The sequence below is a fragment of the Curtobacterium sp. MCBA15_008 genome (assembly GCF_001865065.1).
In the GTDB taxonomy this organism is placed as follows: domain Bacteria; phylum Actinomycetota; class Actinomycetes; order Actinomycetales; family Microbacteriaceae; genus Curtobacterium.
The window spans coordinates 46,285-68,549 of sequence record NZ_MJGN01000013.1 but is presented as its reverse complement, the minus strand read 5'-3'; the positions used below and the strand labels follow the sequence as shown (position 1 = coordinate 68,549).

The 22,265-nt window shown below is 73.0% G+C and carries 23 protein-coding genes and 1 other RNA gene; 18 read left to right on the top strand and 6 right to left on the bottom strand.

The genetic code is table 11. The features are described from left to right. Positions 1-114: 114 nt before the first annotated feature. On the top strand, positions 115-936 hold the full coding sequence (locus BIU96_RS07175) for a DUF1684 domain-containing protein (protein WP_071291928.1): 822 nt from the start codon (positions 115-117) through the stop codon (positions 934-936). A 203-nt stretch (positions 937-1,139) separates the two neighbouring features. Here BIU96_RS07175 and BIU96_RS07170 read toward each other — a convergent pair whose 3' ends face one another. Continuing rightward, positions 1,140-1,700, bottom strand: a complete 561-nt coding sequence (locus BIU96_RS07170) for a histidine phosphatase family protein (RefSeq protein WP_071291927.1) — start codon at positions 1,698-1,700, stop codon at positions 1,140-1,142. 60 nt (positions 1,701-1,760) lie between these two features. On the opposite strand from BIU96_RS07170, the gene BIU96_RS07165 reads away from it, so the two are divergent. From BIU96_RS07165 to BIU96_RS07145, 5 genes are all read left to right on the top strand, one after another. After that, complete coding sequence (locus BIU96_RS07165; RefSeq protein WP_083402720.1) at positions 1,761-3,245, top strand: reverse transcriptase family protein; 1,485 nt, start codon at positions 1,761-1,763, stop codon at positions 3,243-3,245. A 40-nt stretch (positions 3,246-3,285) separates the two neighbouring features. Then, positions 3,286-3,534 carry a DUF4287 domain-containing protein gene (locus BIU96_RS07160; protein WP_071291926.1) on the top strand — a complete coding sequence of 83 codons (249 nt, stop codon included), beginning with the start codon at positions 3,286-3,288 and terminating at the stop codon, positions 3,532-3,534. Between the two features lie 84 nt (positions 3,535-3,618). After that, a complete protein-coding gene (locus tag BIU96_RS07155) occupies positions 3,619-4,194 on the top strand; it encodes a hypothetical protein (protein ID WP_083402719.1) in 576 nt (191 codons plus the stop codon). After that, positions 4,191-4,859: an RES family NAD+ phosphorylase gene (locus BIU96_RS07150; RefSeq protein WP_139199883.1), complete on the top strand. Its 669-nt coding sequence runs from the start codon at positions 4,191-4,193 to the stop codon at positions 4,857-4,859. The genes BIU96_RS07155 and BIU96_RS07150 overlap by 4 nt, the downstream gene beginning before the upstream one ends. Before the next feature lie 56 nt (positions 4,860-4,915). After that, the gene (locus tag BIU96_RS07145; protein WP_071291924.1) at positions 4,916-5,947 is read left to right on the top strand and encodes a hypothetical protein; all 1,032 of its coding nucleotides are present in this window, start codon (positions 4,916-4,918) and stop codon (positions 5,945-5,947) included. A 38-nt stretch (positions 5,948-5,985) separates the two neighbouring features. Here BIU96_RS07145 and BIU96_RS07140 read toward each other — a convergent pair whose 3' ends face one another. Both BIU96_RS07140 and BIU96_RS07135 read right to left on the bottom strand, forming a co-directional pair. Next, positions 5,986-6,549: a GIY-YIG nuclease family protein gene (locus BIU96_RS07140; protein WP_071291923.1), complete on the bottom strand. Its 564-nt coding sequence runs from the start codon at positions 6,547-6,549 to the stop codon at positions 5,986-5,988. 59 nt (positions 6,550-6,608) lie between these two features. Then, on the bottom strand, positions 6,609-7,454 hold the full coding sequence (locus tag BIU96_RS07135) for a siderophore-interacting protein (RefSeq protein WP_071291922.1): 846 nt from the start codon (positions 7,452-7,454) through the stop codon (positions 6,609-6,611). 59 nt (positions 7,455-7,513) lie between these two features. Here BIU96_RS07135 and BIU96_RS07130 point away from each other — a divergent pair, with 59 nt between their 5' ends. From BIU96_RS07130 to BIU96_RS07085, 10 genes are all read left to right on the top strand, one after another. Beyond that, complete coding sequence (locus tag BIU96_RS07130) at positions 7,514-8,182, top strand: heme oxygenase (biliverdin-producing) (protein WP_071291921.1); 669 nt, start codon at positions 7,514-7,516, stop codon at positions 8,180-8,182. Positions 8,183-8,480: 298 nt separating this feature from the next. Beyond that, complete coding sequence (locus BIU96_RS07125; RefSeq protein ID WP_071291920.1) at positions 8,481-11,138, top strand: phosphoenolpyruvate carboxylase; 2,658 nt, start codon at positions 8,481-8,483, stop codon at positions 11,136-11,138. A gap of 134 nt (positions 11,139-11,272) precedes the next feature. Further along, positions 11,273-12,499 carry a multidrug effflux MFS transporter gene (locus BIU96_RS07120; protein ID WP_139199881.1) on the top strand — a complete coding sequence of 409 codons (1,227 nt, stop codon included), beginning with the start codon at positions 11,273-11,275 and terminating at the stop codon, positions 12,497-12,499. 41 nt (positions 12,500-12,540) lie between these two features. Further along, positions 12,541-12,879 (top strand): STAS domain-containing protein, encoded by a 339-nt coding sequence (locus BIU96_RS07115; protein WP_071291969.1) that lies wholly within the window; start codon positions 12,541-12,543, stop codon positions 12,877-12,879. Beyond that, complete coding sequence (locus BIU96_RS07110) at positions 12,876-13,322, top strand: ATP-binding protein (protein WP_071291918.1); 447 nt, start codon at positions 12,876-12,878, stop codon at positions 13,320-13,322. Before BIU96_RS07115 ends, BIU96_RS07110 begins: the two co-directional genes overlap by 4 nt. Before the next feature lie 66 nt (positions 13,323-13,388). Further along, positions 13,389-14,348: a helix-turn-helix transcriptional regulator gene (locus tag BIU96_RS07105; protein ID WP_139199879.1), complete on the top strand. Its 960-nt coding sequence runs from the start codon at positions 13,389-13,391 to the stop codon at positions 14,346-14,348. Positions 14,349-14,386: 38 nt separating this feature from the next. Next, a complete protein-coding gene (locus BIU96_RS07100) occupies positions 14,387-14,944 on the top strand; it encodes an alpha/beta hydrolase (protein WP_071291916.1) in 558 nt (185 codons plus the stop codon). Between the two features lie 115 nt (positions 14,945-15,059). After that, positions 15,060-16,151, top strand: coding sequence for a hypothetical protein (locus tag BIU96_RS07095; RefSeq protein ID WP_071291915.1), 1,092 nt, complete (start codon positions 15,060-15,062; stop codon positions 16,149-16,151). Positions 16,152-16,232: 81 nt separating this feature from the next. Next, entirely contained in the window at positions 16,233-17,105 is an 873-nt protein-coding gene (locus BIU96_RS07090) for a Nif3-like dinuclear metal center hexameric protein (RefSeq protein WP_071291914.1), read from the top strand. Positions 17,106-17,107: 2 nt separating this feature from the next. After that, entirely contained in the window at positions 17,108-17,842 is a 735-nt protein-coding gene (locus tag BIU96_RS07085) for a zinc ribbon domain-containing protein (RefSeq protein WP_071291913.1), read from the top strand. Positions 17,843-17,911: 69 nt separating this feature from the next. On the opposite strand, the gene rnpB is transcribed toward BIU96_RS07085, so the two are convergent. From rnpB to map, 3 genes are all read right to left on the bottom strand, one after another. Beyond that, positions 17,912-18,274, bottom strand: an RNA gene (gene rnpB / locus BIU96_RS07080) — RNase P RNA component class A. Positions 18,275-18,685: 411 nt separating this feature from the next. After that, on the bottom strand, positions 18,686-19,435 hold the full coding sequence (gene ppgK, locus BIU96_RS07075; protein ID WP_071291912.1) for a polyphosphate--glucose phosphotransferase: 750 nt from the start codon (positions 19,433-19,435) through the stop codon (positions 18,686-18,688). Positions 19,436-19,459: 24 nt separating this feature from the next. Then, on the bottom strand, positions 19,460-20,323 hold the full coding sequence (map, locus tag BIU96_RS07070; RefSeq protein ID WP_071291911.1) for a type I methionyl aminopeptidase: 864 nt from the start codon (positions 20,321-20,323) through the stop codon (positions 19,460-19,462). Between the two features lie 381 nt (positions 20,324-20,704). Between map and BIU96_RS07065 the strand changes: the two genes are divergently transcribed. Both BIU96_RS07065 and glnA read left to right on the top strand, forming a co-directional pair. Then, positions 20,705-20,884, top strand: coding sequence for an SPOR domain-containing protein (locus BIU96_RS07065; protein WP_071291910.1), 180 nt, complete (start codon positions 20,705-20,707; stop codon positions 20,882-20,884). Between the two features lie 36 nt (positions 20,885-20,920). Further along, positions 20,921-22,258 carry a type I glutamate--ammonia ligase gene (gene glnA / locus BIU96_RS07060; protein WP_071291909.1) on the top strand — a complete coding sequence of 446 codons (1,338 nt, stop codon included), beginning with the start codon at positions 20,921-20,923 and terminating at the stop codon, positions 22,256-22,258. The last annotated feature ends 7 nt before the right edge of the window (positions 22,259-22,265 follow it).

Genomic DNA, 22,265 nt, shown 5'->3' with positions numbered 1-22,265 from the left:
TGCCGGCCGGGAGGCGCGGTGCGGGTCCGACGTGCACCGCGCCTCCCGGCCCGGGTCGCGCCCACCGCGCGACGCACCCTGACGGCGTCGCGTCGCGTGACGTAGCGTCGTCGCATGAGCACGACGACGTCGACCGCAGCGACCCCCGGATCCGAGTGGGCCGCGTGGCACGAGGCCCATGAGCGCGCCCGTGCGAGCGAGCACGGCTTCCTGGCGATCACGAGCATCCGGTGGCTGACCGGCACACCTGAGCGGTTCGACGACGCTCCCGGGGCGTGGTCGACCTCGGACCAGGGGCCGGTCGTGCAGCTCGACCCGGGCGAGTGGATCGAGGTCGACGGCGTCCGGGTGACCGGCGAGCACCGGTTCGGCCCGCTGCCGGAGCGCTCGGGCACGTCCGTCCTGTGGCTCGACGGTGGTCCGGACGGTGACGAACCGGTCATCGTCGAGGTCGCCCGTCGCGGGGGCAGTGACGTCCTCCGGCCGCGGCGCCCCTCGAACCCGACGCGGGTGCGGTACGCCGGGACGCCGACCTACCCGCCGACCGCGCGGTTCGTCGTGCCCGCCCGCTTCGAGCCGTTCGAGGCCCCGCGCGAGGTCACCGTCGGGTCGGTCGTCGACGGACTGCAGCACGTGTACGAGGCGCCGGGCGTGCTGACGTTCGACCTCGACGGGCCGCGGTCGCTGCTCGCGTTCAACGGCCACGAGGACGGGTTGCACGTGCTCTTCACCGACCGCACGAGCGGGGTGACGACGTACGCCGCGAGCCGCAGCCTCGACATCGCGGCGCCGGATGCGTCGGGGGCCACGACGATCGACTTCAACCGGGCGACCAACCTGCCGTGCGCGTACACCGAGCACGCGACGTGCCCGCTGCCGCCGGCGGAGAACCGGCTCGACGTGGCGATCGAGGCGGGGGAGCGGCTGCCGGTCTGAGGCGCGGGTGTGGGTGCGGGTGCGGGCGGGTGCGGGTCGAAAGATGTACACGCAAGGAGCGACGTCCCACGAGTCGATCGACAGGTGGGTTGTCGCTCTGTGCACACCCATCGGATGCGTCGACATGGTGCGACGTACCACGCGTCGATCGACACGTGGGGTGTCGCACGTTGCGCACGCATGAGTAGCCGTGTCGACGGACGTCAGCGGCGAGGGACGCGGGTCCAGCCGCTCGTCGCGCGCCACTCGGCCGGGTCGAAGGCGAACACGCTGCCCATGCCGGGCTGGTCGAGCGCGCGCGAGATCGGCACACGCAGCAGGTCCGCGAGCAGGAGCGCTCCGACCGCCCCGTGCGACACGATCGTCACGTCGCCGTCCGCGCTGACCCGCCGCACCGCGTCGACGATGCGGGCCTGGGCATCGACCGCGCGCTCCCAGCCGCGCACGGACCGCTCGGGCTCGGCGAAGAACGCGTCGACGACCCCCTCGAACTCGTCGAGCGGCAGGTAGCCGGTCGCACTCCGGTCGATCTCGCCCAACGCGGCGTCCGACTCCGGCACGACGCCGACCGCCGCCGCCAGGACCTCGGCCGTGTCGATCGCCTTCCGCTCGGTGCTCGACACGATCCGGCGGACTCCGGGGTGCCAAGCGACGTCGACCGCTCCGGCCGCGCGGGCCCGGCCGTCGACCGACAGCCCCCACGACTCGATCGGACGAGCCGGGTCCACGACGACCTCGGCGTGGGTCAGGAAGGACGAGACCATCCGCCGATCCTGTCAGATCCCGCACCGGGCTCCGTCGGGGGCCCGTCGTAGGGTGAACGCGTGGAGTTCCCGGGGGAGGCGGACGGCGCGCGAGACGCGCCGACCTCTCCGGGGTCACCCCGGGGCACGCAGTACCAGCAGGACGACACGCCCCGAGCGGGACGGCGCGCTCCGCGCGCGACGCCGCACGGAGGCACCGACAGGTCCTCCGGGAACCCCACGCCCCTCGCCGTCGTCGCGGGTGCCCTCGCCGACGCGTTCCTGACGGCCGACCGGTGGGAGTCGGACGACCTGACGGCTGCCGGGTACCTCGTGGTCGGCGTCGAGCGGGCCTACGTCGGGCTCGCCGTCGCCGCGGCCCTCGACACGTACCCGCGCCCGCCGGTCGACGCACCGCGACAGCTCGCCGCCGTGCTCGCGTCCGCGCCGCGCCTCGTCGCTCTGCACCGTTCCCTCGAGGACCGTCGACCCGTACGGGTCCTCGTCCGCCGGGCCACGGCCGTTCATGCGCGACCGGAGACCGCCAGCCGGCTCCTCGTCGACACCCTGCCGGAACTGGCCCGCGCGCTCGACCTCACCGTCGGCCGGTTGCTCTGGCTCGCCGACACCCGCTCGTGGAACCGCCGACCCGGTCCCTCGAGCCCGCTCCACCACCACCGGCACGAGTGGGTGCGCCGACCCGGCCGGACGCCGAGGCTGCTCGAGAAGCCGATGGAGATGCTCCGTCGTACCCAACGGACGATCCTCGACGAACTCCTGGCGGAGCTGCCCGTGCACGACGCCGCGCACGGGTTCGTGGCCGGACGGAGCGTCGTGTCCGGCGCTGCGGTGCACACCGGGCAGCAGGTCGTCGTGTCCGCCGACCTGACGTCGTTCTTCGCGAGCGTCACGGCACCGACGGTCTTCGGTGTCTTCCGGTCCGCCGGGTTCGCCGAGCCGCTCGCACACGTGCTCACCGGCATCTGCACGCACCGGGTGCCACCTCACGTGCTCACCGCCATGCCGGACGGTGGGAGCCCGGAGGAACGCGCGGCCCTCCGTCGATCGCTCACCGCCGCGCACCTGCCCCAGGGCGCCCCGACGTCACCGGCACTGGCGAACACGGCGCTGCGGCACCTCGACACTCGGCTCGCCGGGTGGGCCGGCGCCGCCGACGCGGTGTACACGCGGTACGCCGACGACCTGACGTTCAGCGGGGGCGACCGGCTCGCGGGCCGAGCGGACGCCTTCCTCCGCGGTGTCGACCGGATCGTCACCGACCAGGGGTACCGGCTCAACCCGGCGAAGACCCGGGTCCGACGGCGCGGGGTCCGGCAGTCGGTCACGGGCGTGGTCGTCAACGACCGCACGAGTCCGGGGCGGCGTGAGGTCGACCGGCTGCACGCGATCCTGCACAACGCGGCGGAGCACGGGCCGGCCTCCCAGAACCGCGCGGGACACCCGGAGTTCCGGGCGCACCTGCTCGGCCGGATCGGCTGGGTGGAGCAGGTGCACCCCGGACGCGCGCGACGGCTGCGGGAGGAGTTCGCCCGCATCACGTGGTGAGCGTGTCGCCGGCACCGGGTGCGGCGCTATCGTGTCGCGCATGACCGCACACCGTGTGACCGCCCCGGAGCTCCCGGCCGACGGCAGCAAGCCGAAGGGCCCGGCGTCGTACTTCCCGAGCATCGAGAAGACGTACGGCCGCCCGGTGCAGGAGTGGCTCGACCTGGTGGCCGACCGGCTGGACGACCACCCGCACATGGAGGTCGTCTCGTGGCTGAAGTCGGAGCACGGCCTGGGGCACGGTCACGCGAACGCCCTCGTCGCGTACGTCCGGCACGCCTTGGCCTGACGCGCGCCCCGAGGGGCTCCGGTGGTTGACACGGTTGTCGCCGGTGCGCGAGAATTGGTTGACACGGTTGACAGGAGGCCGCACATGGCGACGACCGAACGGGTGCGCACCGATCCAGCGGCGCGCGAGCGCGGAACCGACCGCGCGACGCTCAGTGCCACCGAGGAAGCCCTGCTCGACGCACTGCGTGGCCGGATCCTCGGCGGTCGCGCCGCCGGTGCCCTCGACGACGGTGCCGACGTCGAGCTGCTCGCCGACCGCATGGTCGCTGCGCTGCCCACCGTGAAGCACGAGGCCGACGCCCTCATCGGCCCGTTCTACGACACACCGACCCTGGCGGCCTGGCGCGGGGTGACCCGGCAGGCCCTCAGCAAGGCGACCGCGAAGCGCGACCTCATCGGCCTGAAGATCGGCGACGGCAGCCTGGTGTTCCCGTCCTTCCAGTTCGGCGTCTCCGGGGCGCCGCTGCCGAACCTCCGCCAGGTGCTCGCACTCATCGACCCCGAACGCATCGACCCGTGGGGCAGTGCGCTCTGGCTGAACACCGACGCCGAGGAGTTCGGCGGGACGACGGCCGCCCAGGCACTCCGCGACGGTCGCGAGGACCAGGTGCTCGCCGCCGCGCGCCGCGCCGCGCAGGCATGGGCAGCCGACGCGTGACCCCGAGCCGGAACGAGGTCGCCCAGCGCCCGCCGCGCGACGACCTCGACCTCAGTGACTTCCCCGCCGAGGAATCGCGCGGCACCACCTTCTACCGGGCGAAGCGGCACGACCGTGGCGCGTGGTGGTTCGCGAGCACCGAACCAGACGCCGACGGGGTCGACGGGGGCCGGTTCGACCTCGCGGTCCCGCGGGGCACGTGCTACTGGGCCGACGCGGTCGAGGTCGCCGTCCGGGAGCGCCTGGCGCACCACGTGCTCACGACCAACACCGTGTTCACCGCGCGTGCACGCGAGATGGTCGTCGTCGCGGCCAGGGCCTCCCGGGGACGACGCTTCGCCGACGTCACGCACCCCGCAGCGGTCCGGTGGGGAGTCGGCGCCGAGCTCCAGACGATGGGGGACTACCGCGTGCCCCAGGCCTGGGCGCGGGCCTTCGACGCCGCCGGGTTCGCCGGTGTCCGCTACAGCACGCGGTTCACCAGCGCCGCAGCGGCCAACGCCTGGGCGGTGTTCGGCGCGGCGGGCGTCCCGAAGCGGCCCCGGCCCGAGCGAGTCCACCGCGACGGTGTCACCGCGTGCCGCGAATCGGGCATCCGGGTCCTCGACGACGGCTCCGACGCCGGTCCCGAGCGCTTCACGTTCGCCACGCCGCCTGCCGAGTGAGCCGGGCCGGGCCCGGTGTCGGTGTCGGTGTCGGTGGTCCTGCCTAGCGTGACAGCGTGGCCGAACCCGTCGACGCGTGGTGGCGCCGCCGACAGTGGTCGCGCGGTGCTGCGGTGCCCTACGCCGTGGGGGAGTTCCGTGCCGACTGGGCCTCGTACCCGGTGCTCATCCGGCAGTACCACCCGGACTGGAACCACGGCGTCGTGCTGACCCAGATCCCGCCGGCGGCAGAGGTCCTGCTGATCTGGGAGTGCGACGTCGGCCACGTCTTCGTCGCCACTCCGGCCGAACAGCGGTCCCGCCCCGGCCGCGAGCGTCGCCGGTCGGTCTGGTGCCCGGAGTGCGCGGTGCAGGCGCAGCCCCAGCGCTGGCCGGTCCTGCCCGAGGACTGGCCGACCGCCGTCCCCGTTCCGCAGCGCGTCGTCCGGGTCGCCGGTCGGCAGACGCTCCCCGCAGCGCCGTCGCGCGGCTTCGGGACCCGGATCCCCGCAGCGGCCGGGGCCACGACGGGTGTGCCGGCGGGGGCGGGCGCGATGCCGTCCGGCGCCGTGGCCTCGACCCGTGCACGATCGCGGCGTCCCGATCCCGGTGCACCGCGGCGCCCGAAGCAGTCCGTTCCCCGCTCGATCTGCTCGAAGACCCCGCGGCTGCCCTCGGGCGAGTCGTTCACGAGCGTGTGCGCCCCGGCGACGGCGTCCGCGGTCGAGGCCGAGCTCCGCGCCGCCCTGTCCGACCGGTTCGAGTTCACGTTCGACCACTCCGCGATCCGGCTGGACCGGCCGTTCTTCGACCACGTCGAGGTCTGGCCGGACATCATCCTGCCCGAGCTCCGCGTCGCCATCGAGTACGACTCGACCGGCCGGCACGGCCTCGAGCACGTCGGGCCCCGGCAGGAGACCGACCGTCGGAAGGACCGGGCCGTGCGCGGTGTCGGGTGGGAGGTCGTCCGCATCCGCACCGGACGGCTGCAGGCGCTCGGGCCGTACGACCTCGAGGTCTCCGGCATCTCCGGCCGGACGATCGCGCGGCTGACCGACACCCTGCGGGAGATCCGCGGGGCGCTCTTCGTCGACGCCTACGCCCGCTGACCGATCCCGCGCTCGCGCGCTCGCACGCCCGCCCCGCCTCACCCCCGGAGCGCCAGCGCCTCGCTCGTCCACCGGGCGTGCAGGTCCCACGGGTCGCTCACCCCGGCAGCCACGACGGCGACGTGCTCGAGCAGCTCCGGCGTCACCCGGAACCACTCCGTCCCCGGGTACCGCGACGCCGCGAACCGAAGGTGCCGCCGCCGCTCGAGCGTCCGGTCGCCGCGCTCGAGCCCGAGGAGCTCCTGGTGCGGGATCGCCGCGAGCCGCTGCCGCAGGTTCGTCGTGGTGCCGATCTTGATCCGGTCACCGAAGTCGTCGCGCATCCGTAGGTAGTACACGACGTCGACGCGCGGCGGCGCGAGGTCGCCGTCCGGCACGTCGCCGTACCGCCACTCGCACGTCGCGCACACGGCGGCCGACGGGTAGCGCACGCCGATCCGGGAGCCGCAGATCGGGCACGGGCCGGGCAGCGCGTCCTCGACGCCGACGTGCTCGGCACCGAACTCGGCCACCAGCGTGACGTGCCCGGCGCAGAGCGGCACGGGCGCCCCGGAGAGGCGCGCCGCGTCGCAACCGGGCACGCAGCACGAGAGGGCGACCATGCCCGGAACGCTAGCCGGACCCACCGACGCGAGCCGCGCCTCCAGGGCGGGAGGGCGGCTCAGTCCGTGAAGATGACGCCGATCGGCTCGCGCTTCTCGTCCTGGAACTGGTCCTCGCCGCGACCGAGCGCCCAGTACGCCGACAGGGACATCTCGGACTTCTCCAGCCCCCAGTCGTCCTGCAGCAGCCGGCGGATCGCCTTCATCGCGGTCCGCTCGCCATGTGCGAAGACCTGCACCGGCCGGGAGGCGCGGGGGAGCCCCCGGGCCGCGTCCAGCAGGAGCGTGCCCGGCTGGGCGCCGGTGGCGTCGCGGTGCAGCCACCGCAGGTCGACCCGGGCCGGGTGGCGGACGGGCTGTTCGTCGGCGGGACCGGCCACCTCGACCAGGGCGACGCCCGTGGCGGAGTCGGGCAGGGCCTCCAGGGCTGCGGAGATCGCGGGCAGGGCGCTGTCGTCGCCGAGCAGCACGTGCGTGACGGCCGGGTCGACGGACGGCGCGTAGCCGCCACCCGGCCCGGAGAGCGCAAGGAGGTCGCCGGGCTGCGCGGCGGCGGCCCAGGGACCGGCGAGGCCCTCGTCGCCGTGCACGACGAAGTCGACGGCGATGGTCTTCGCGGCGTGGTCGACGGCGCGGACCGTGTAGGTGCGGCGGGCCGGCCGGTCGTGCTTCGGGAGGGTCTCGCGGAGCGCCTCGAGGTCGTACGGCGGCGTCAGGCCGAGCGACGGCTTCGCGAGCAGGAGCTTGACGTACTTGTCGGTGGCGAGGAGCCGCTCGGGGTCGGCCGCGGTGACGAAGTCGTCGAAGGCGGGGCCGCCGAGGTGCACCCGCACCATGTGGGGCGAGAGGCGCTCCGTCCGGTCGACGACGAAGACGTGCTGGGGGCGTTTGGGTTTCGAGCTCATCGCAGGCGAGCTTCCTCTCGGGTCCTTGACGTTCACCGAACTGAGGTTAGCCTTACCTCATGGACACGACGGTCACCCCGTTCTCCGAGGCACTGCGACGACGCACGCGTCGCTCGCGCGGCGCCTCGGGACAGGACGACTTCACGGCGGACCTCGTGCGCGGCGACTGCGACGTCGCCGACTACGCGGCCCTGCTCGGGCAGTACGCGTTCGTGTACGACGCCCTCGAGCGCGCGGCCGACCGGATGGCGGACCACCCCGTCGCGGCACCGTTCGTGACCTCGCAGCTCACCCGGATGCCGGCGATCCGCGCCGACCTCGAGTACCTCGTCGGTCCGGACTGGTCCGAACTCGTCTGCCCGCTGCCCGCGACGACGCGGTACGTGCGACGCCTCAACGAGGTCGCGGCGGACTGGCCCGGCGGGTTCGTCGCGCACCACTACACGCGGTACCTCGGCGACCTGTCCGGCGGGCAGCTCATCGGCCGGCTGCTCGCCGACCAGTTCGGCTTCGAGACGAACGGGATCCTCTTCTACATCTTCGACCAGGTCGCCGACCCGAGCGCGTTCGAGGACACCTACCGGGCGCAGCTCGACGCCGCGCCGTGGTCGGCGGAGGAGCAGGAGCGCGTGATCGCGGAGGTCGAGCTCGCGTACGAGCTCAACACCGGGCTGCTCGCGGGCCTCGACGCCCGACGCGGACAGGGCAGGCCGGCCGCGACCGCCTGAGCCCGCGCGCCGTGGCCCGCGCGCCCATGCCCGCGCGCCCCGCGCCGGCGCGCCCATGCCCGCGCGCCCCGGCCCGCGGCCGTTGAGGGAGCAGAAGACGTCGGGTGCGTGCCGTGGACCCGACGATTCCTGCTCCCTCGACGCGACCCGCCGCGACCCGACGCGCCCCGCACCCCCGCGACGGCCCGACCCGACCGACGCAACTTGTCCGTCCGGACGGTTGTCGTCACCCGTCCCGACGGGCCGATACGCTGCTGGGACCCGGGACCAGCCTCCCGGACGACCCGGAAAGGACCTCATGACGGCGATCGACGGATCGACGCGCCACGGACGCGCACGGGACGACGTCAGCGGAGCGGTCGACAGCGACCTGCGCGCGGACGTGCGGTACCTCGGCAACCTGCTCGGGCGCGTGCTGCGCGAGACCGGCGGCGAGGACCTGCTGCACGATGTGGAGAGCCTGCGTGCCGCGGTCATCGACGCGTACGAGGGCGGCGAGGCCGAGGGCGCCGAGCGTGCCGAGGCGATCGTGGCTGCCATGTCGGCCGAGCGCGCCGAGGCGGTCGCCCAGGCGTTCACGACGTACTTCCACCTGACGAACCTGGCCGAGGAGCACCACCGCGTGCGCGTGCTCCGGTTCCGCGGCGACGACGGCGGTCTCGCCGGTGACTCGTTCCCGGCGACCTACGCCTCGCTCGTCGAGCAGGTCGGCGCGGACGAAGCGGCAGCCCGCCTCCGTGACCTGCGGTTCCACCCGGTCCTCACCGCGCACCCGACCGAGGCCCGCCGTCGCGCGGTCACCACGGCCGTCCGCCGCATCACCGACCTCATCGACGAGCGCGACCGCACGACGAACACCACCGCGCGAGCCGAGAACGAGCGCCGGCTGCTCGAGGAGATCACGACCCTCCTCCGCACCTCGCCGCTCCGCACGACCCGCCCGACCCCGCTCGACGAGGTGCGCACCGCGATGAGCGTCTTCGACCAGACGCTCTTCGAGATCGTGCCGCAGGTCTACCGCCTGCTCGACGACCGGCTGCTCGGCGACGAGGCCGGACGTGCCTCGGTCACCGCACCCGCCTTCGTCCGCTTCGGCACCTGGATCGGCGGCGACCGTGACGGCAACCCGCACGTCACCGCCGACGTCACCCGTCAGGCCGCCGAGATCGCCGCGGAGCACATCCTGCTCGGGCTGTCGCGCGCCGCCACCCGGATCGGCAGCACGCTCACGCTCGACGCGAGCGAGACCCCGGCGGACGCCGGCCTCACCGCCCTCGTCGCGGCGCAGGAGCAGCTCGACGCCGGCATCGCCGAACGGATCGGGGTCCGTGCGCCGAACGAGACGCACCGCCGTGCGCTCATGTTCGTCGCGGCCCGGATCGACGCCACCCGCCAGGGCCAGTCCGCGCTCGCCTACCCCGGCCCGGAATCCCTGCTGACGGACCTCCGCACCATCCAGGCCTCGCTCGTCGCGGCCGGTGCGACGCGCCCCGCGAACGGCGAGCTGCAGAACCTCGTCTGGCAGGTCGAGACCTTCGGGTTCCACCTCGCCGAGCTCGAGGTCCGCCAGCACTCGCAGGTGCACCGGAACGCCCTCGCCGAGATCCGCGCGGGCGGCGAACTGAGCGAGATGACGGAAGAGGTCCTCGCGGTCTTCCGCACGATCGCCGCGCTGCAGGCCCGCTACGGCGTCCGTGCGGCGAGCCGCTACATCGTGTCGTTCACCCAGTCGGCAGCCGACCTGGCGAACGTGCACGAGCTCGCGGTCGCCGCGCTCGGGTCCGTCGAGGCCGCACCGGTGCTCGACGTCATCCCGCTGTTCGAGACCTTCGCCGATCTGCACGCCAGCGTCGACATCCTCGACGAGGCCGTCCGCACCGAGCCCTTCCAGCGCCGCCTCGCCGCGACCGGCCGACGCCTCGAGGTCATGCTCGGCTACTCGGACTCGTCGAAGGACGTCGGCCCGGTGTCCGCGAACCTCGCGCTCTACGACGCACAGGCCCGCATCGCCGACTGGGCGAAGGAGCACGACGTCGAGCTCACGCTCTTCCACGGCCGCGGCGGTTCGCTCGGCCGCGGTGGGGGACCGGCGAACGAGGCCGTCCTCGCGCAGCCCCGGGGGTCGATCGACGGTCGCCTCAAGCTGACCGAGCAGGGCGAGGTCATCTTCGCCCAGTACGGCGACAAGGACATCGCCGCACGCCACCTCGAGCAGATGGCCTCGGCCACGCTGTTCGCGTCGTCGCCCTCGAACGAGGAGCGCACGGCGGTCGCGGCGACCCGCTTCGCCGAGCTCGCACAGCAGCTCGACGACGAGTCGCGACAGGCGTTCTACGACCTGGTCAAGGCGGACGGCTTCGCGCCCTGGTTCGCGCGGGTCACCCCGATGGAGGAGATCGGGCTCCTGCCGCTCGGCTCCCGCCCGGCCCGTCGCGGCCTGTCGGTGGAGTCCCTCGAGGACCTCCGCGCGATCCCGTGGGTCTTCTCGTGGACGCAGGCGCGCATCAACCTCGCCGGCTGGTACGGCCTGGGCTCCGCACTCGAGGCGGTCGGCGACGTCGAGCTGCTCCGCACCGCGTACGTCGAGTGGCCGCTCTTCGGCGCGATGATCAAGAACGTCGAGATGTCGCTCGCGAAGACCGACGAGCACATCGCCCGCCGGTACCTCGAGCTCGCCGACCGTGACGACCTCGCCGCGAAGGTGCTCGACGAGATGCTCCGCACGCGCGCCTGGGTGCTGCGCGTCTCCGGTGGCAGCGACGTGCTCGAGGACCGGCCGGTCCTCGCCCGCGCCGTCCGCCTCCGCAGCCCCTACGTCGACGCGCTGTCGCACCTGCAGCTCCGCGCCCTGCGCGCGATCCGCACGTCCGGCAGCACGGACCCGACGGACGGCGACCACCGTCTGCTGCTCCTCACCGTCAACGGGATCGCGGCCGGCCTGCAGAACACGGGCTGATCTGTCGGTTCCGACCCACGGGCGGACGGGAGGCGCGGTGCCAGCTGGCACCGCGCCTCCAGTCCGTCTGTGGTCGTGTCCACAGACCGGCTCGGCCTTGTCGAATCGATTCGGCCAGGCGTAGCGTGGCCGGGGTGACGACGGAGCGCACCACGAACCCGACGATCGCGGGCGTGCTGCCCCCGATCCTGCCGCTCGCGCTCATCGTCGGCGTCTCGCCGTTCGCGACCGACATGTACATCCCGGCGCTGCCCGCCATCGCCCGTGACCTCGGGACCGCACCCGGCGCCGTGCAGCTCTCGCTGACCGCGTTCCTCGTCGCGTTCGCCGTCGGGCAGCTGCTGGCCGGGCCGGTCAGCGACGGCATCGGTCGTCGTCCGCTCATGCTCGTCGGCACCGCGGTGTTCGCGCTCGCGTCGGTCGGGTGCGCGCTCGCCCCGGACGTCGTGACCCTCGTCGTGGCACGGGTGTTCCAGGGGCTCGCCGGAGCCGCCGGCGCCGTGGCCGGCCGCGCCATGGTGTCCGACGTCATCACCGGGCCGCGGATGGCGAAGGTGTTCGGCACGCTCGCAGCGATCAACGCGATCGGACCCGTCGTGGCCCCGCTCGCCGGGGGAGCGGTCCTGACGATCGGCACCTGGCGCCTGATGTTCGTGGTACTCGCGGTCCTCGGTGCGGTCTTCTTCGTCGCCGTCGTGCTGCGGTTCCACGAGACGCTGCCACGGGAGCGCCGCGGAGGCGTCGGCTTCGGGGCGAACTGGGGCCGGATCCGTCAGCTGATGGCGATCCCGCGGTTCCGCGCGTACGTCCTCACCGGCGTGCTCTCGACGATCGGGTTCTTCGCCTACATCGCCACGAGCTCGTTCGTGTTCCAGACGCAGTTCGACTTCTCGGAGGGGATGTACACGATCGTCTTCGCGACGAACGCGTCGATGATGATCGTGACCACGCTCGTGTTCCGGCGGGTCGTCGGTCGGTTCTCCGAGGACGCGCTCCTGTCCCTCGGACTCGCCGTCGGGATGCTCGGTGCGGTCGGGGTCCTGTCGTCGGCGCTCCTCGGCCTCGGCCCCGTGCCGGTCTGGTGCTCCCTCGCGGTGGTGACGGCGGCCTGGGGATTCGTGCTGCCGGCCGCGATGACCCGGACGCAGCACGTCGGCGCGGCCCACCCGGGGACGGCGGCGGCGCTGCAGGGCGGGTTGACCTTCGGGCTCGGCGGCCTCGGGACACCGCTCGCGGGGGCGCTCGGCGGGACGGCGACGGCGATGGGGTCGGTCATGGCGGTGCTCATGGCGGCCGCCGTGGTCGTGCAACTCGTCGCGACTCGGCGGAGTCGGACGTCTTCCGGGTCGTCGACCCGGTAGGTTGCATGGTGCACCCCGTCCCGATCCGAGGAGGCACCGACATGGACATCGTCGTACACGAGGCCACCGCCGACGCCGCGGTGCTGGAGTGCAGCGGCCGGCTCAACATGGTCTCCGCACCGACCTTCCGCGAGACCGTGGCACAGGTGGTCACCGGCGGCCGTCCCCGCGTGGTGGTCGAGCTCTCGAAGGTCGAGTTCATGGACTCGTCCGGCCTCGGCGCGCTCGTCGGCTGCCTGAAGACCGCTCGCCAGGCCGGGGGCGACCTGCGCATCGCGGCACCCTCCGACCAGGTCGAGATGGTGCTGAAGCTCTCCAACATGGACAAGATCCTCCGCACGTACCCCGACGGGGACGCCGCGGTCACCGACTGGGGATGAGCACCGCGGTGGGCGGGCACAACCTCGACCTGGCGTGTCCGCCGGACGACGTCACGGCCGTGCACGCGTTCCTGGCGTCCGTGTGGGCGACCGAGCCGACCCTCTCCGCCGAGGACCGGATGGCGCTCGAACTCGCACTCGTCGAACTCACGTCGAACGTCATCGAGCACGGCGCCGGCGCGGCCGGTGTGGCCTGCTCGCTCCGGGTCGACGTCGGCCAGGACGCGGTCGAGGCCCTGCTGACGGACGACGGCGTCCCCGTCCCGGTCGACCCGCGGGCCGCGCAGTTGCCGGACGCCCTCGCCGAGAGCGGACGCGGGCTGGCGCTCGTGCAGATGGTCGTGGACGACCTGCGGTACGAACGGGTGGACGACCGGAACCGGTGGATCGTCCGCCGTGGCCGCGGAGGATCCGTCGCTTCATCCGCATCCCGCAGCGACTGAGCCGTTACCCGCAAAGCAGCCGGTCCGAAGCGCGTCGCCCGATGCTGGCGTGTGACGATCCAGTCGATGAACGTCGAGCCCGACCCCAGGATCCGCTTCGAGACGTCCGGGGTCGACCTCGAGGCGGCGATCGCGATGTACCAGGACGCCTACGAGGGCGCCGGGTTCCGGGCCGGTTCGACCGAGCGCCCCTTCAGCTACCGGTTCCGCGTGGTCGGCGACGACACGATGTCGTTCCGGTCGACGCGCTTCGACGCCCGGATGGAGGGCGAGATCGAGGCGCGGGACGAGTACGTCGTGATGTGGCTCGCCGACGGTGGCGGGATCGTCGACCGCGGTCGTGACGAGGTCGCCTTCGCACCCGGCACGCCGATGATGTTCCCGACCGGCCGACCCTTCGCCTTCGACCTGCAGGACGTCCGCCAGAGCCTCGTGCAGTTCGAGCGCACCTACCTCGAGGGCATCGCCGCCGAGGAGCACGGCGCGGCGCCGGCGCCCCTGGTGTTCGACCACACGCAGACGCCGCGTCCGGAGGACCTCCGCCGGTGGAACGCCCAGGTGCAGCGCGCGGCGACGACGGTGCTCGGGACCGCGCCGGTCTCACCGCTCGTGCTCGCCGAGACCGCGCAGGAGACCGCCCGTGCACTGCTGCGGACGTTCCCGCACACCGTGCTCGGGCCGGACGTGACCCTGCCGCAGGGCGCCACTGGACGCGTGCGCGAGGCCGTCGAGTACATGCACGCGTACGCGCACACGGCGATCTCGACCACCGACGTCGCCGAGCGCGTGGGCCTGAGCATCCGCGGCCTCCAGCAGGCCTTCCAACGGCAGGTCGGCTCGGCACCGAACGCGATGCTCCGCGGCATCCGGCTCGACCGGGTGCGCGAGGAGCTCCGCCGTGCCGCGCCGGGCGAACTCACCGTCGCCGCGGTCGCGATGCGCTGGGGCTTCGCGCACCTCGGCCGGTTCTCGGGCGCTTACGCCGCCCGGTTCGGCGAGTACCCGCGCGACACGCTGCACAGCTGACCCCGCGGCCGGGTCGTGCCGCCCAGTACGCTGCGACGGTGCGCAGACCTCGACCGTGGGTGATCGTCCCCGGGATCTGGAACTCCGGCCCCGACCACTGGCAGTCCCGCTGGCAGGCCGAGCGGGACGCGGCGGGCGTCGACGAGGTCGTCCGGATCGAACCGGCATCCTGGAGCGACCCCGAGCCGGGGGACTGGGTCGCCGCGATCTCCCGCGCCGTCGCCGTGTGCGCCGAGCCTCCGGTGCTCATCGCGCACAGCCTCGGCGTGCTGGCCGTCGCGCACTGGCTGCGGGACGGTTCCCGTCCGGCGGCAGCCGGGGCCTTCCTCGTCGCCCCGCCGGACCCCGCCGCGCCGGGCTTCCCGGCCGCCGCCGCGGGCTTCACCGCCCCCGCTGCACGGTCCGGACTGCCGACCCGCCTGGTGGTCAGCGACGACGACCCGTACTGCTCGGTGGACCGCGCCGTCGGGTTCGCGGCGACCCTGGGATCGGGTGTCCTGCGGGTCGGTGCACTCGGTCACGTGAACGTCGACAGCGGCATCGGGGAGTGGGTCGCGGGGCGGGCGTTGCTCGACGACTTCGAGCGCTCGCTCTGACGAGGCCGCGCCCGCCGTCGACACGCCGTTCACGTTCGACGCGATATGGCAGGCACTGCAGCGACACACCGCGGATGTCCGCGGAAATGAGCGTTGCGATATTTATCCTCCGAACATGGAATCGCAGTCCGGTGCACGCACCCCCCTCGTCGACCCGTTCGGTCGCGAGCTCGAGGAGTGGCTCCGTGACGCCCCGGCGACGCGCGCCCCGTACCTGGCGGACCTCGTGGTCCCGCCGGTCACCGGCCCCGTGCAGCGACCGGACGCAGCGTCGGACGCCGCCGTCGAGATCGCCCCGACCGTCCCCGACTCGACGCCCGAGCGCGTCGCGGAGACCCCGCACGCCGCCGTGCCCGCACCCGACGACTCCGCGTTCCGACGGCCCCGCGACCGTGCCCGGCACGCCGCGGTCTGCGCGCCCGCGTTCCCGGAACCGCCCGAGCGCCTCGCCCTCCAGCTGGAGGACCTGGCCGTCGAGGTCTCCGCGTCCACCGGCCGCACGACCATCGAGCGCATCGTCCTGCTCGAGGACGAGGTCCGCCGCCGCGACGAGGACCTCGCACGCCTCGCCGCGTGGGAGGCCACCGTCGCCGGCCTGAGCGACCCCGAGCTCGAGGCCGCCCGTGGCTTCGCGCACACCGTCTTCGCCGACCTGCTCGCCGACGCTGCCGTCGAGGCCGACCGTCGCGACCGCGCCGCCGCCCGTCGCGCTGCCACCGGCACCGTCGCGGTGATCGCTCCGGCTCTGGCCCCCGCTCCTACCCCGGCGCCGGTCGTGGCTGCGTCCTCGGCCGTGGTCGAGTCGGTCCCGGCAGCTCCGGTGCTCGTCGAGCCGACCGTGGTCGAGGTGACCGACGTCGTCGACGCGATCGACGCGCCCGGCACGGCGACCGCCCCGGAACGCGACGCAGCCGTCCGTCCGATGCTGTCCCTCCCGGTCGTCTCCCCGGTGTCCGCGGCGACGCGACCCACCCCGCTCATCCAGCCCGCCACCGGGCCGACGGTCATCGACCGTGCCGCGTTCGCCGCGGCGCTCACCGCGCACACCGGCACGACGGCGAGCACGCCGGTCGTCCTGCCGGAGGCCGTGTCCGTCCCGGCCGCGACGCCCGAGCCGACGGACGTGACCGAGGCGTCCGACGAGCCGACGCCCGGCTGGTGGTCGCGGTTCGTCGCCCGCATCCTGCAGGCGTTCGGTCGTCGCTGATCTCCCTCCACAGGGTCGGGTCCGGTCATGCTCCGTCCACAGGAGCCGCTCCGGACGCGTCGGTCTCGGTAGACTGACGGGATGCCGACGCTCCGCGAACTCCAGGCCGTGATCGAAGACCTGTGGCCCGCCGCAGGGGCCGAGTCGTGGGACTCCGTCGGCCTCGTCGCGGGTGATCCCGACCAGGCCGTCGAGCACGTCCACCTCGCGGTCGACGCCGTGCCCGCGACGGCGCGCGAAGCCGTCGAGATCGGGGCCGACCTGCTCCTGACCCACCACCCCCTGCTCCTCCGCGGGATCACGACCATCGCCGAGTCGACGTACAAGGGCAGCGTCCTGACCACCCTGGTCCGGGGTGGCACCGCCCTCGTCGCGGCGCACACCAACGCCGACGTCGTCACCACCGGCACCTCGGCCGTCCTCGCCGACCGCCTCGGCCTGGTCGACCAGCGGCCGCTCGACCCCGGTTCCGACCCGGCGACCGGCATCGGACGCGTCGGGTCCCTGGCCGAACCGACCACCCTCGGTACCCTCGCCCGCGCACTCGTCGACCTGCTGCCGCCCACCGCCACCGGTGTCCGCGTCTCCGGCGACTTCGACCAGCCGATCCGCACCGTGGCCCTCTGCGCCGGTGCGGGCGACGCCTACCTCCGGCACCCGGCCGTCCTGGGCGCCGACGTCTACGTCACGAGCGACCTGCGGCACCACCCCGCGTCGGAGTTCCGCGAGCAGGCGCTCCTCGGCGGCGGACCGGCGCTGATCGACACGTCGCACTGGGCGACCGAGTGGCTCTGGCTCGACGTCGCTGCCGAACAGCTCCGTCGTGCGGCCGGCGTCCGGGTCACCGTCAGCGACCTCCGGACCGACCCGTGGGACTTCGCCGTCCTGCCCGCGGCCGAGCCCACCACCGACCCCGCGTCGCACGACGCCGTCCCCACCACAGAAGGAGCCTGACCATGAAGGCAGCACCCGAGGACCAGGTCATCCTCCTCGACGTCCAGCGTCTCGACAACGACGTCACCCGGATCGCCCACCGCATCACCTCGCTGCAGAAGGGCGACCGCCTCACCGAGCTCAGCACGAAGGCCTCCGGGCTCCGAGCATCACTCGCCGCCGCGACGGGCGACGTCGAGGACGCCGAACGCGAGCTCGCCCGCCTCGAGTCCGACACGTCGACGGCGCAGGCGCGGGTCGAACGCGACACGACCATGCTCCAGCACGTGTCGAGCGCGAAGGACGCCGCTGGCCTGCAGAGCGAGCTCGAGTCGCTGCAGCGCCGCATCGGGGACCTCGAGACGGCCGAGCTCGAGGTCATGGAGCACCTCGACGTCTTCCGCGCCCGTGTCGGCGACATCGAGTCGCAGCTCGCCGAGGTCGAATCCGCCCGCGCCGGACTCGTCGCCGAGCGCGATGCCGAGATCGCCCGGCTCGAGGCCGACCGCGAGTCCGCCGTGCAGAGCCGAGCGAGCGTCGCGGCCAAGGTGCCCGCGGACCTCCTCGCGCTCTACGACCGGCAGCGTGCGCGGTACGGCTTCGGCGCGTCGCTCCTGCAGGGCGGGGTCTCCACCGCGTCCGGCGTGACGCTCACCAACTCGGACCTGCAGACCGTGCGGCGCGCGGCGCCCGACGACGTGGTGCTGTGCCCCGACAGCGACGCGATCCTGGTCCGCACGGCGGAGTCCGGGCTGTAGACGCGACCACACCCCGTGACAGGAGGCGCGGTGCCAGCTGGCACCGCGCCTCCTGTCCGTGACGTGGGTGCGAATGGGCCGGCCGTACGCCGGGTTCTGTCCCGCCGCTCGCGCGGCGGTGACGGCCATCTCTCTCGGACCGACGTTGCCGTCGGCCTCCAGCGGTCTACCCGAGGACTCGGCGAGCAGCCTCGACGTCCTCTGTCTGACCTTGCTCCGGGCGAGGTTTACCGAGCGGATCCGGTCACCCGGACCCCTGGTGGTCTCTTACACCACCGTTTCACCCTTACCGACGTCGCCGCCGGCGGTCTGCTTTCTGTGGCACTGTCTCGCGGATTGCTCCGGGTGGGTGTTACCCACCGCCCTGCTCTGTGGAGCCCGGACGTTCCTCGGCACTCCCGGGGGAGTGACGCGACCGTCTCACCGACCCATTCGCGTCCCCGAGTCTAGCGGGCGCGCGGTGGCCCCGCGGCGCGCACGATGCGAGGCGAGCGCCGCGCGTCGTGGTGGCGGCGTCCGGCGCCGCGCCCCGGTGGCGAGATCGCACTTCGGCGGGTTCCCTCGCCGGGGGTCCGCGCCGGAATGCGATCTCACGGCACCGCACCGCACCGCACCGCACCGCGCCGCCGCCGAGTGCCTCCGCCGCCGCCGGGGGCCGCGCCACCGCCGCCGAGCGCCGCCGGGGGCCGCGGCGTCCGCGGCCCGGTGGCGAGATCGCACTTGGGCGGGTTCCCTCGCCGGGGATCCCCGCCGAAGTGCGATCTCACCGAACGGCACCGCCGAGCGCCGGCGCTGCGCGGGCGCGGGCGCGCGGGCGCGGGCGCGAAGCGACGCCGCCGCCCGTCAGGCGCTGCGGGCCGCCAGGGTCGCGGCGCCGATGATGCCGGCGTTGTTGCGGAGCGTCGCGGGGATGATGTCCGCCTGCAGGTCGAGCAGCGGGAGGAACTCGTCGTACTGCTTCGACACACCGCCGCCGACGACGAAGAGTTCCGGGGAGAGCAGCGCCTCGAGCGTCGAGTAGTACTGCTGCAGGCGCTTCGCCCAGTGCTTCCACGACAGGTCGTCGCGTTCCTTCGCCGCGAACGAGGCGCGGGACTCGGCGTCGTGGCCCTCGATCTCGATGTGACCGAGCTCGGAGTTGACGATGAGCACGCCGTCGTTGATGAGCGCGCTGCCGATCCCGGTGCCGAGGGTCGTGACGATGACGAGTCCGTCCTTGCCCTTCGCCGCGCCGAACTGCTGCTCGGCGAACCCGGCGGCGTCGGCGTCGTTGACGAAGTGGATGGAGCGTCCGAGTTCCTTCTCGAACAGCGCCTCGGCCTCGAAGCCGATCCACTTCTTCGACACGTTCGCCGCAGACATGGTCTTGCCGTCACGGACGATGGCGGGGAAGCAGACGCCCACGGGGACGTCCGCCGCGGGGGCCAGCTCCTCAAGGATCGACGCGGCGACGGCGACGATGTCGTGCGGCTTCCCGCCCTCGGGTGTGGCCTTCTTGATCCGGTCGGTCGTGAGCTCACCGGTGGTGACGTCGACGATCGCGCCCTTGATGCCGGTTCCGCCGATGTCGACGCCGACTGCGAGGGAGGTCATGTGGAGCCTTTCGGTAGGGAGGGGTCAGGAGACGGTGAGGAGTTCCGCGCCGCGCTCGGTGACGACGAGCGTGTGCTCGAACTGCGCCGTCCAGGACTTGTCGTGCGTCGAGACCGTCCAGTCGTCGGACCAGATGTCGGCCTCGATGCCGCCGAGGGTGAGCATCGGCTCGATCGTGAACACCATGCCGGGTTCGATCACGTCGTCGAACCGCGGGGCGTCGTAGTGGGGGATGATCAGCCCGGAGTGGAAGGCCCGACCGACCCCGTGCCCGGTGTAGTCGCGGACCACCCCGTGGCCGAAGCGCTTCGCGTAGGCCTCGATGGCACGGCCGATGACGTTCACCTGGCGACCGGGGGCCACCGCGCGGATGCCGCGGCGGAGTGCCTCCTCGGTGCGGGTGACCAGGTCCTCGACCTCGGGCGCGGCCTGACCGACGATGAAGGTCCGGTTCGTGTCGCCGTGCATCCCGTCCTTGTAGGCGGTGATGTCGATGTTGACGAGGTCGCCCTCCTGCAGGACGGTGTCGTCCGGGATGCCGTGGCAGATGACCTCATTCAGGCTCGAGCAGAGCGACTTGGGGTAGCCGCGGTAGCCGAGCGTCGAGGGGTAGGCGCCGTGCGCGACGACGAACTCGTGGCCGATCCGGTCGAGCTCGTCGGTGGTGACCCCGGGGCGGATCGCTTCGCCGACGGCGTCGATGGCCTGCGAGGCGATGCGGCCGGCGACGCGGATGCGCTCGACCTCGTCCGGGCTGTACGTGTCGCCGTGGCCGAGCTCGTCGGGTTCGGCCCGGCCGACGTACTCCGGACGCTCGATGTCCTTCGGGACGCTGCGCTGCGGGGAGATGCGGCCGGCGGTCAGGTGTCCGTGTTCGTCCCGGGGCATGCGGACCACTCTATCCGGGCGCGGCGGGTGCGCGGACGCCGCGCCCGTGGTGGGCACGCGCAGGCCGCGGGGCACCGTGGACCGCGCACGAGGCAGGCGTCTGCCGACGGCGCGGTCAGCGGGCGCGTGCCCGACAGCGGTGGACGCGACCGCCTGGAGGCCCGGCACCGGTCCGGCGGGCCGGCACCGCGCCTCCAGGCGGTCGCCCCGGGGGCGCGAGAGCGACAGATGGGCGATGCGCATCGCGGGGCGCGACGCGAAGGCGACAGATCACCGCGAACGATCCGCAGCCATCTGTCGCTTTCGCGAAAGCGACAGATGCGCCCGCCGCGCCCGGCCCGCCGCCGCACGCGGCCGTACCCACGTGGGTACGGTGGCCGCATGAGCGACGAACGCATCGAGTCCCAGTGGTGGTTCAACGAGAAGACGCACGCCGTTGAGCAGGGCCCTCAGTCCCCGCAGCGCGACCGCATCGGCCCGTTCGACACCCGTGAGGACGCGCAACACGCCCTGGACCGGATCAAGGCGAACAACGAGCGGTGGGACGGCGAAGACCAATAGGCTGATCACCCCAGCTGCACCACGGAAAGGGCGTCAATGGACAAGCAGACGGACTTCGTGCTCCGCACCATCGAGGAGCGGGGCATCAAGTTCATCCGACTCTGGTTCACGGACGTCATCGGGACGCTGAAGTCGGTGGCGATCGCCCCGGCCGAGGTCGAGGGTGCGTTCGCCGAGGGCATCGGCTTCGACGGCTCGGCGATCGAGGGACTCACGCGCTCCTACGAGGCGGACGTCCTGGCGCACCCGGACCCCTCGACGTTCCAGATCCTGCCGTGGCGCGGGGAGATCGACCCCACGGCGCGGATGTTCTGCGACATCACGACCCCGGACGGCCAGCCCGCCGTCGCCGACCCCCGCAACGTGCTCAAGCGCACCCTGGCCCGGGCGAGCGAGCGCGGCTTCACCTTCTACACGCACCCCGAGATCGAGTTCTACCTGCTGAAGAGCCGCGACTGGAAGGACGGCGGCCCGCAGCCCGTCGACCAGGCCGGCTACTTCGACAACGTGCCCGGCGGCAGCGCCCACGACTTCCGTCGGCGGTCGGTCCGCATGCTCGAGGACCTCGGCATCTCGGTGGAGTTCTCCCACCACGAGGCCGGCCCGGGCCAGAACGAGATCGACCTCCGGTACGCCGACGCACTGACGATGGCGGACAACATCATGACCTTCCGCACCGTCGTGAAGGAAGTGGCGATCGAGCAGGGCGTCTACGCGACCTTCATGCCGAAGCCGATCTCCGGTCAGCCCGGTTCCGGCATGCACACGCACGTGTCGCTGTTCGAGGGCGACCAGAACGCCTTCTACGAGGCCGGCGGGCAGTACCAGCTCTCCGAGACCGCGAAGCACTTCATCGCCGGTGTCCTCAAGCACGCGCCGGAGATCACCGCGGTCACGAACCAGTTCGTGAACTCGTACAAGCGACTCTGGGGCGGTGACGAGGCCCCGTCGTTCGTGACGTGGGGGCACAACAACCGCTCGGCGCTCGTCCGCGTCCCGCTGTACAAGCCGAACAAGGGCCAGTCCTCGCGGATCGAGTACCGCGGCATCGACTCGGCGGCGAACCCGTACCTGGCGTACTCGCTGCTGCTCGCCGCCGGTCTCAAGGGCATCGAAGAGGGCTACGAGCTCCCGCCCGAGGCCGAGGACAACGTCTGGAGCCTGACGGACTCCGAGCGTCGCGCCCTGGGCTACAGCCAGCTGCCGGCGAGCCTCGACCACGCCCTGAGCCTCATGGAGGACTCGGAGCTCGTGGCAGAGACGCTCGGCGAGCAGGTCTTCAACTTCGTGTTGCTCAACAAGCGACAGGAGTGGAAGCGCTACCGCGACCAGGTCACGCCGTTCGAGCTCGACACGAACCTCGGCGCGCTCTAGCACCACC

Excerpts from the sequence above, each read along its gene's own strand:
- BIU96_RS07175 (WP_071291928.1), top strand. The coding sequence starts at position 115 with ATGAGCACGACGACGTCGACCGCAGCGACCCCCGGATCCGAGTGGGCC.
- BIU96_RS07170 (WP_071291927.1), bottom strand. The coding sequence starts at position 1,700 with ATGGTCTCGTCCTTCCTGACCCACGCCGAGGTCGTCGTGGACCCGGCT.
- BIU96_RS07160 (WP_071291926.1), top strand. The coding sequence starts at position 3,286 with ATGACCGCACACCGTGTGACCGCCCCGGAGCTCCCGGCCGACGGCAGC.
- BIU96_RS07155 (WP_083402719.1), top strand. The coding sequence starts at position 3,619 with ATGGCGACGACCGAACGGGTGCGCACCGATCCAGCGGCGCGCGAGCGC.
- BIU96_RS07140 (WP_071291923.1), bottom strand. The coding sequence starts at position 6,549 with ATGGTCGCCCTCTCGTGCTGCGTGCCCGGTTGCGACGCGGCGCGCCTC.
- BIU96_RS07135 (WP_071291922.1), bottom strand. The coding sequence starts at position 7,454 with ATGAGCTCGAAACCCAAACGCCCCCAGCACGTCTTCGTCGTCGACCGG.
- BIU96_RS07130 (WP_071291921.1), top strand. The coding sequence starts at position 7,514 with ATGGACACGACGGTCACCCCGTTCTCCGAGGCACTGCGACGACGCACG.
- BIU96_RS07125 (WP_071291920.1), top strand. The coding sequence starts at position 8,481 with ATGACGGCGATCGACGGATCGACGCGCCACGGACGCGCACGGGACGAC.
- BIU96_RS07115 (WP_071291969.1), top strand. The coding sequence starts at position 12,541 with ATGGACATCGTCGTACACGAGGCCACCGCCGACGCCGCGGTGCTGGAG.
- BIU96_RS07110 (WP_071291918.1), top strand. The coding sequence starts at position 12,876 with ATGAGCACCGCGGTGGGCGGGCACAACCTCGACCTGGCGTGTCCGCCG.
- BIU96_RS07105 (WP_139199879.1), top strand. The coding sequence starts at position 13,389 with ATGAACGTCGAGCCCGACCCCAGGATCCGCTTCGAGACGTCCGGGGTC.
- BIU96_RS07095 (WP_071291915.1), top strand. The coding sequence starts at position 15,060 with ATGGAATCGCAGTCCGGTGCACGCACCCCCCTCGTCGACCCGTTCGGT.
- BIU96_RS07090 (WP_071291914.1), top strand. The coding sequence starts at position 16,233 with ATGCCGACGCTCCGCGAACTCCAGGCCGTGATCGAAGACCTGTGGCCC.
- BIU96_RS07085 (WP_071291913.1), top strand. The coding sequence starts at position 17,108 with ATGAAGGCAGCACCCGAGGACCAGGTCATCCTCCTCGACGTCCAGCGT.
- ppgK (WP_071291912.1), bottom strand. The coding sequence starts at position 19,435 with ATGACCTCCCTCGCAGTCGGCGTCGACATCGGCGGAACCGGCATCAAG.
- map (WP_071291911.1), bottom strand. The coding sequence starts at position 20,323 with ATGCCCCGGGACGAACACGGACACCTGACCGCCGGCCGCATCTCCCCG.
- BIU96_RS07065 (WP_071291910.1), top strand. The coding sequence starts at position 20,705 with ATGAGCGACGAACGCATCGAGTCCCAGTGGTGGTTCAACGAGAAGACG.
- glnA (WP_071291909.1), top strand. The coding sequence starts at position 20,921 with ATGGACAAGCAGACGGACTTCGTGCTCCGCACCATCGAGGAGCGGGGC.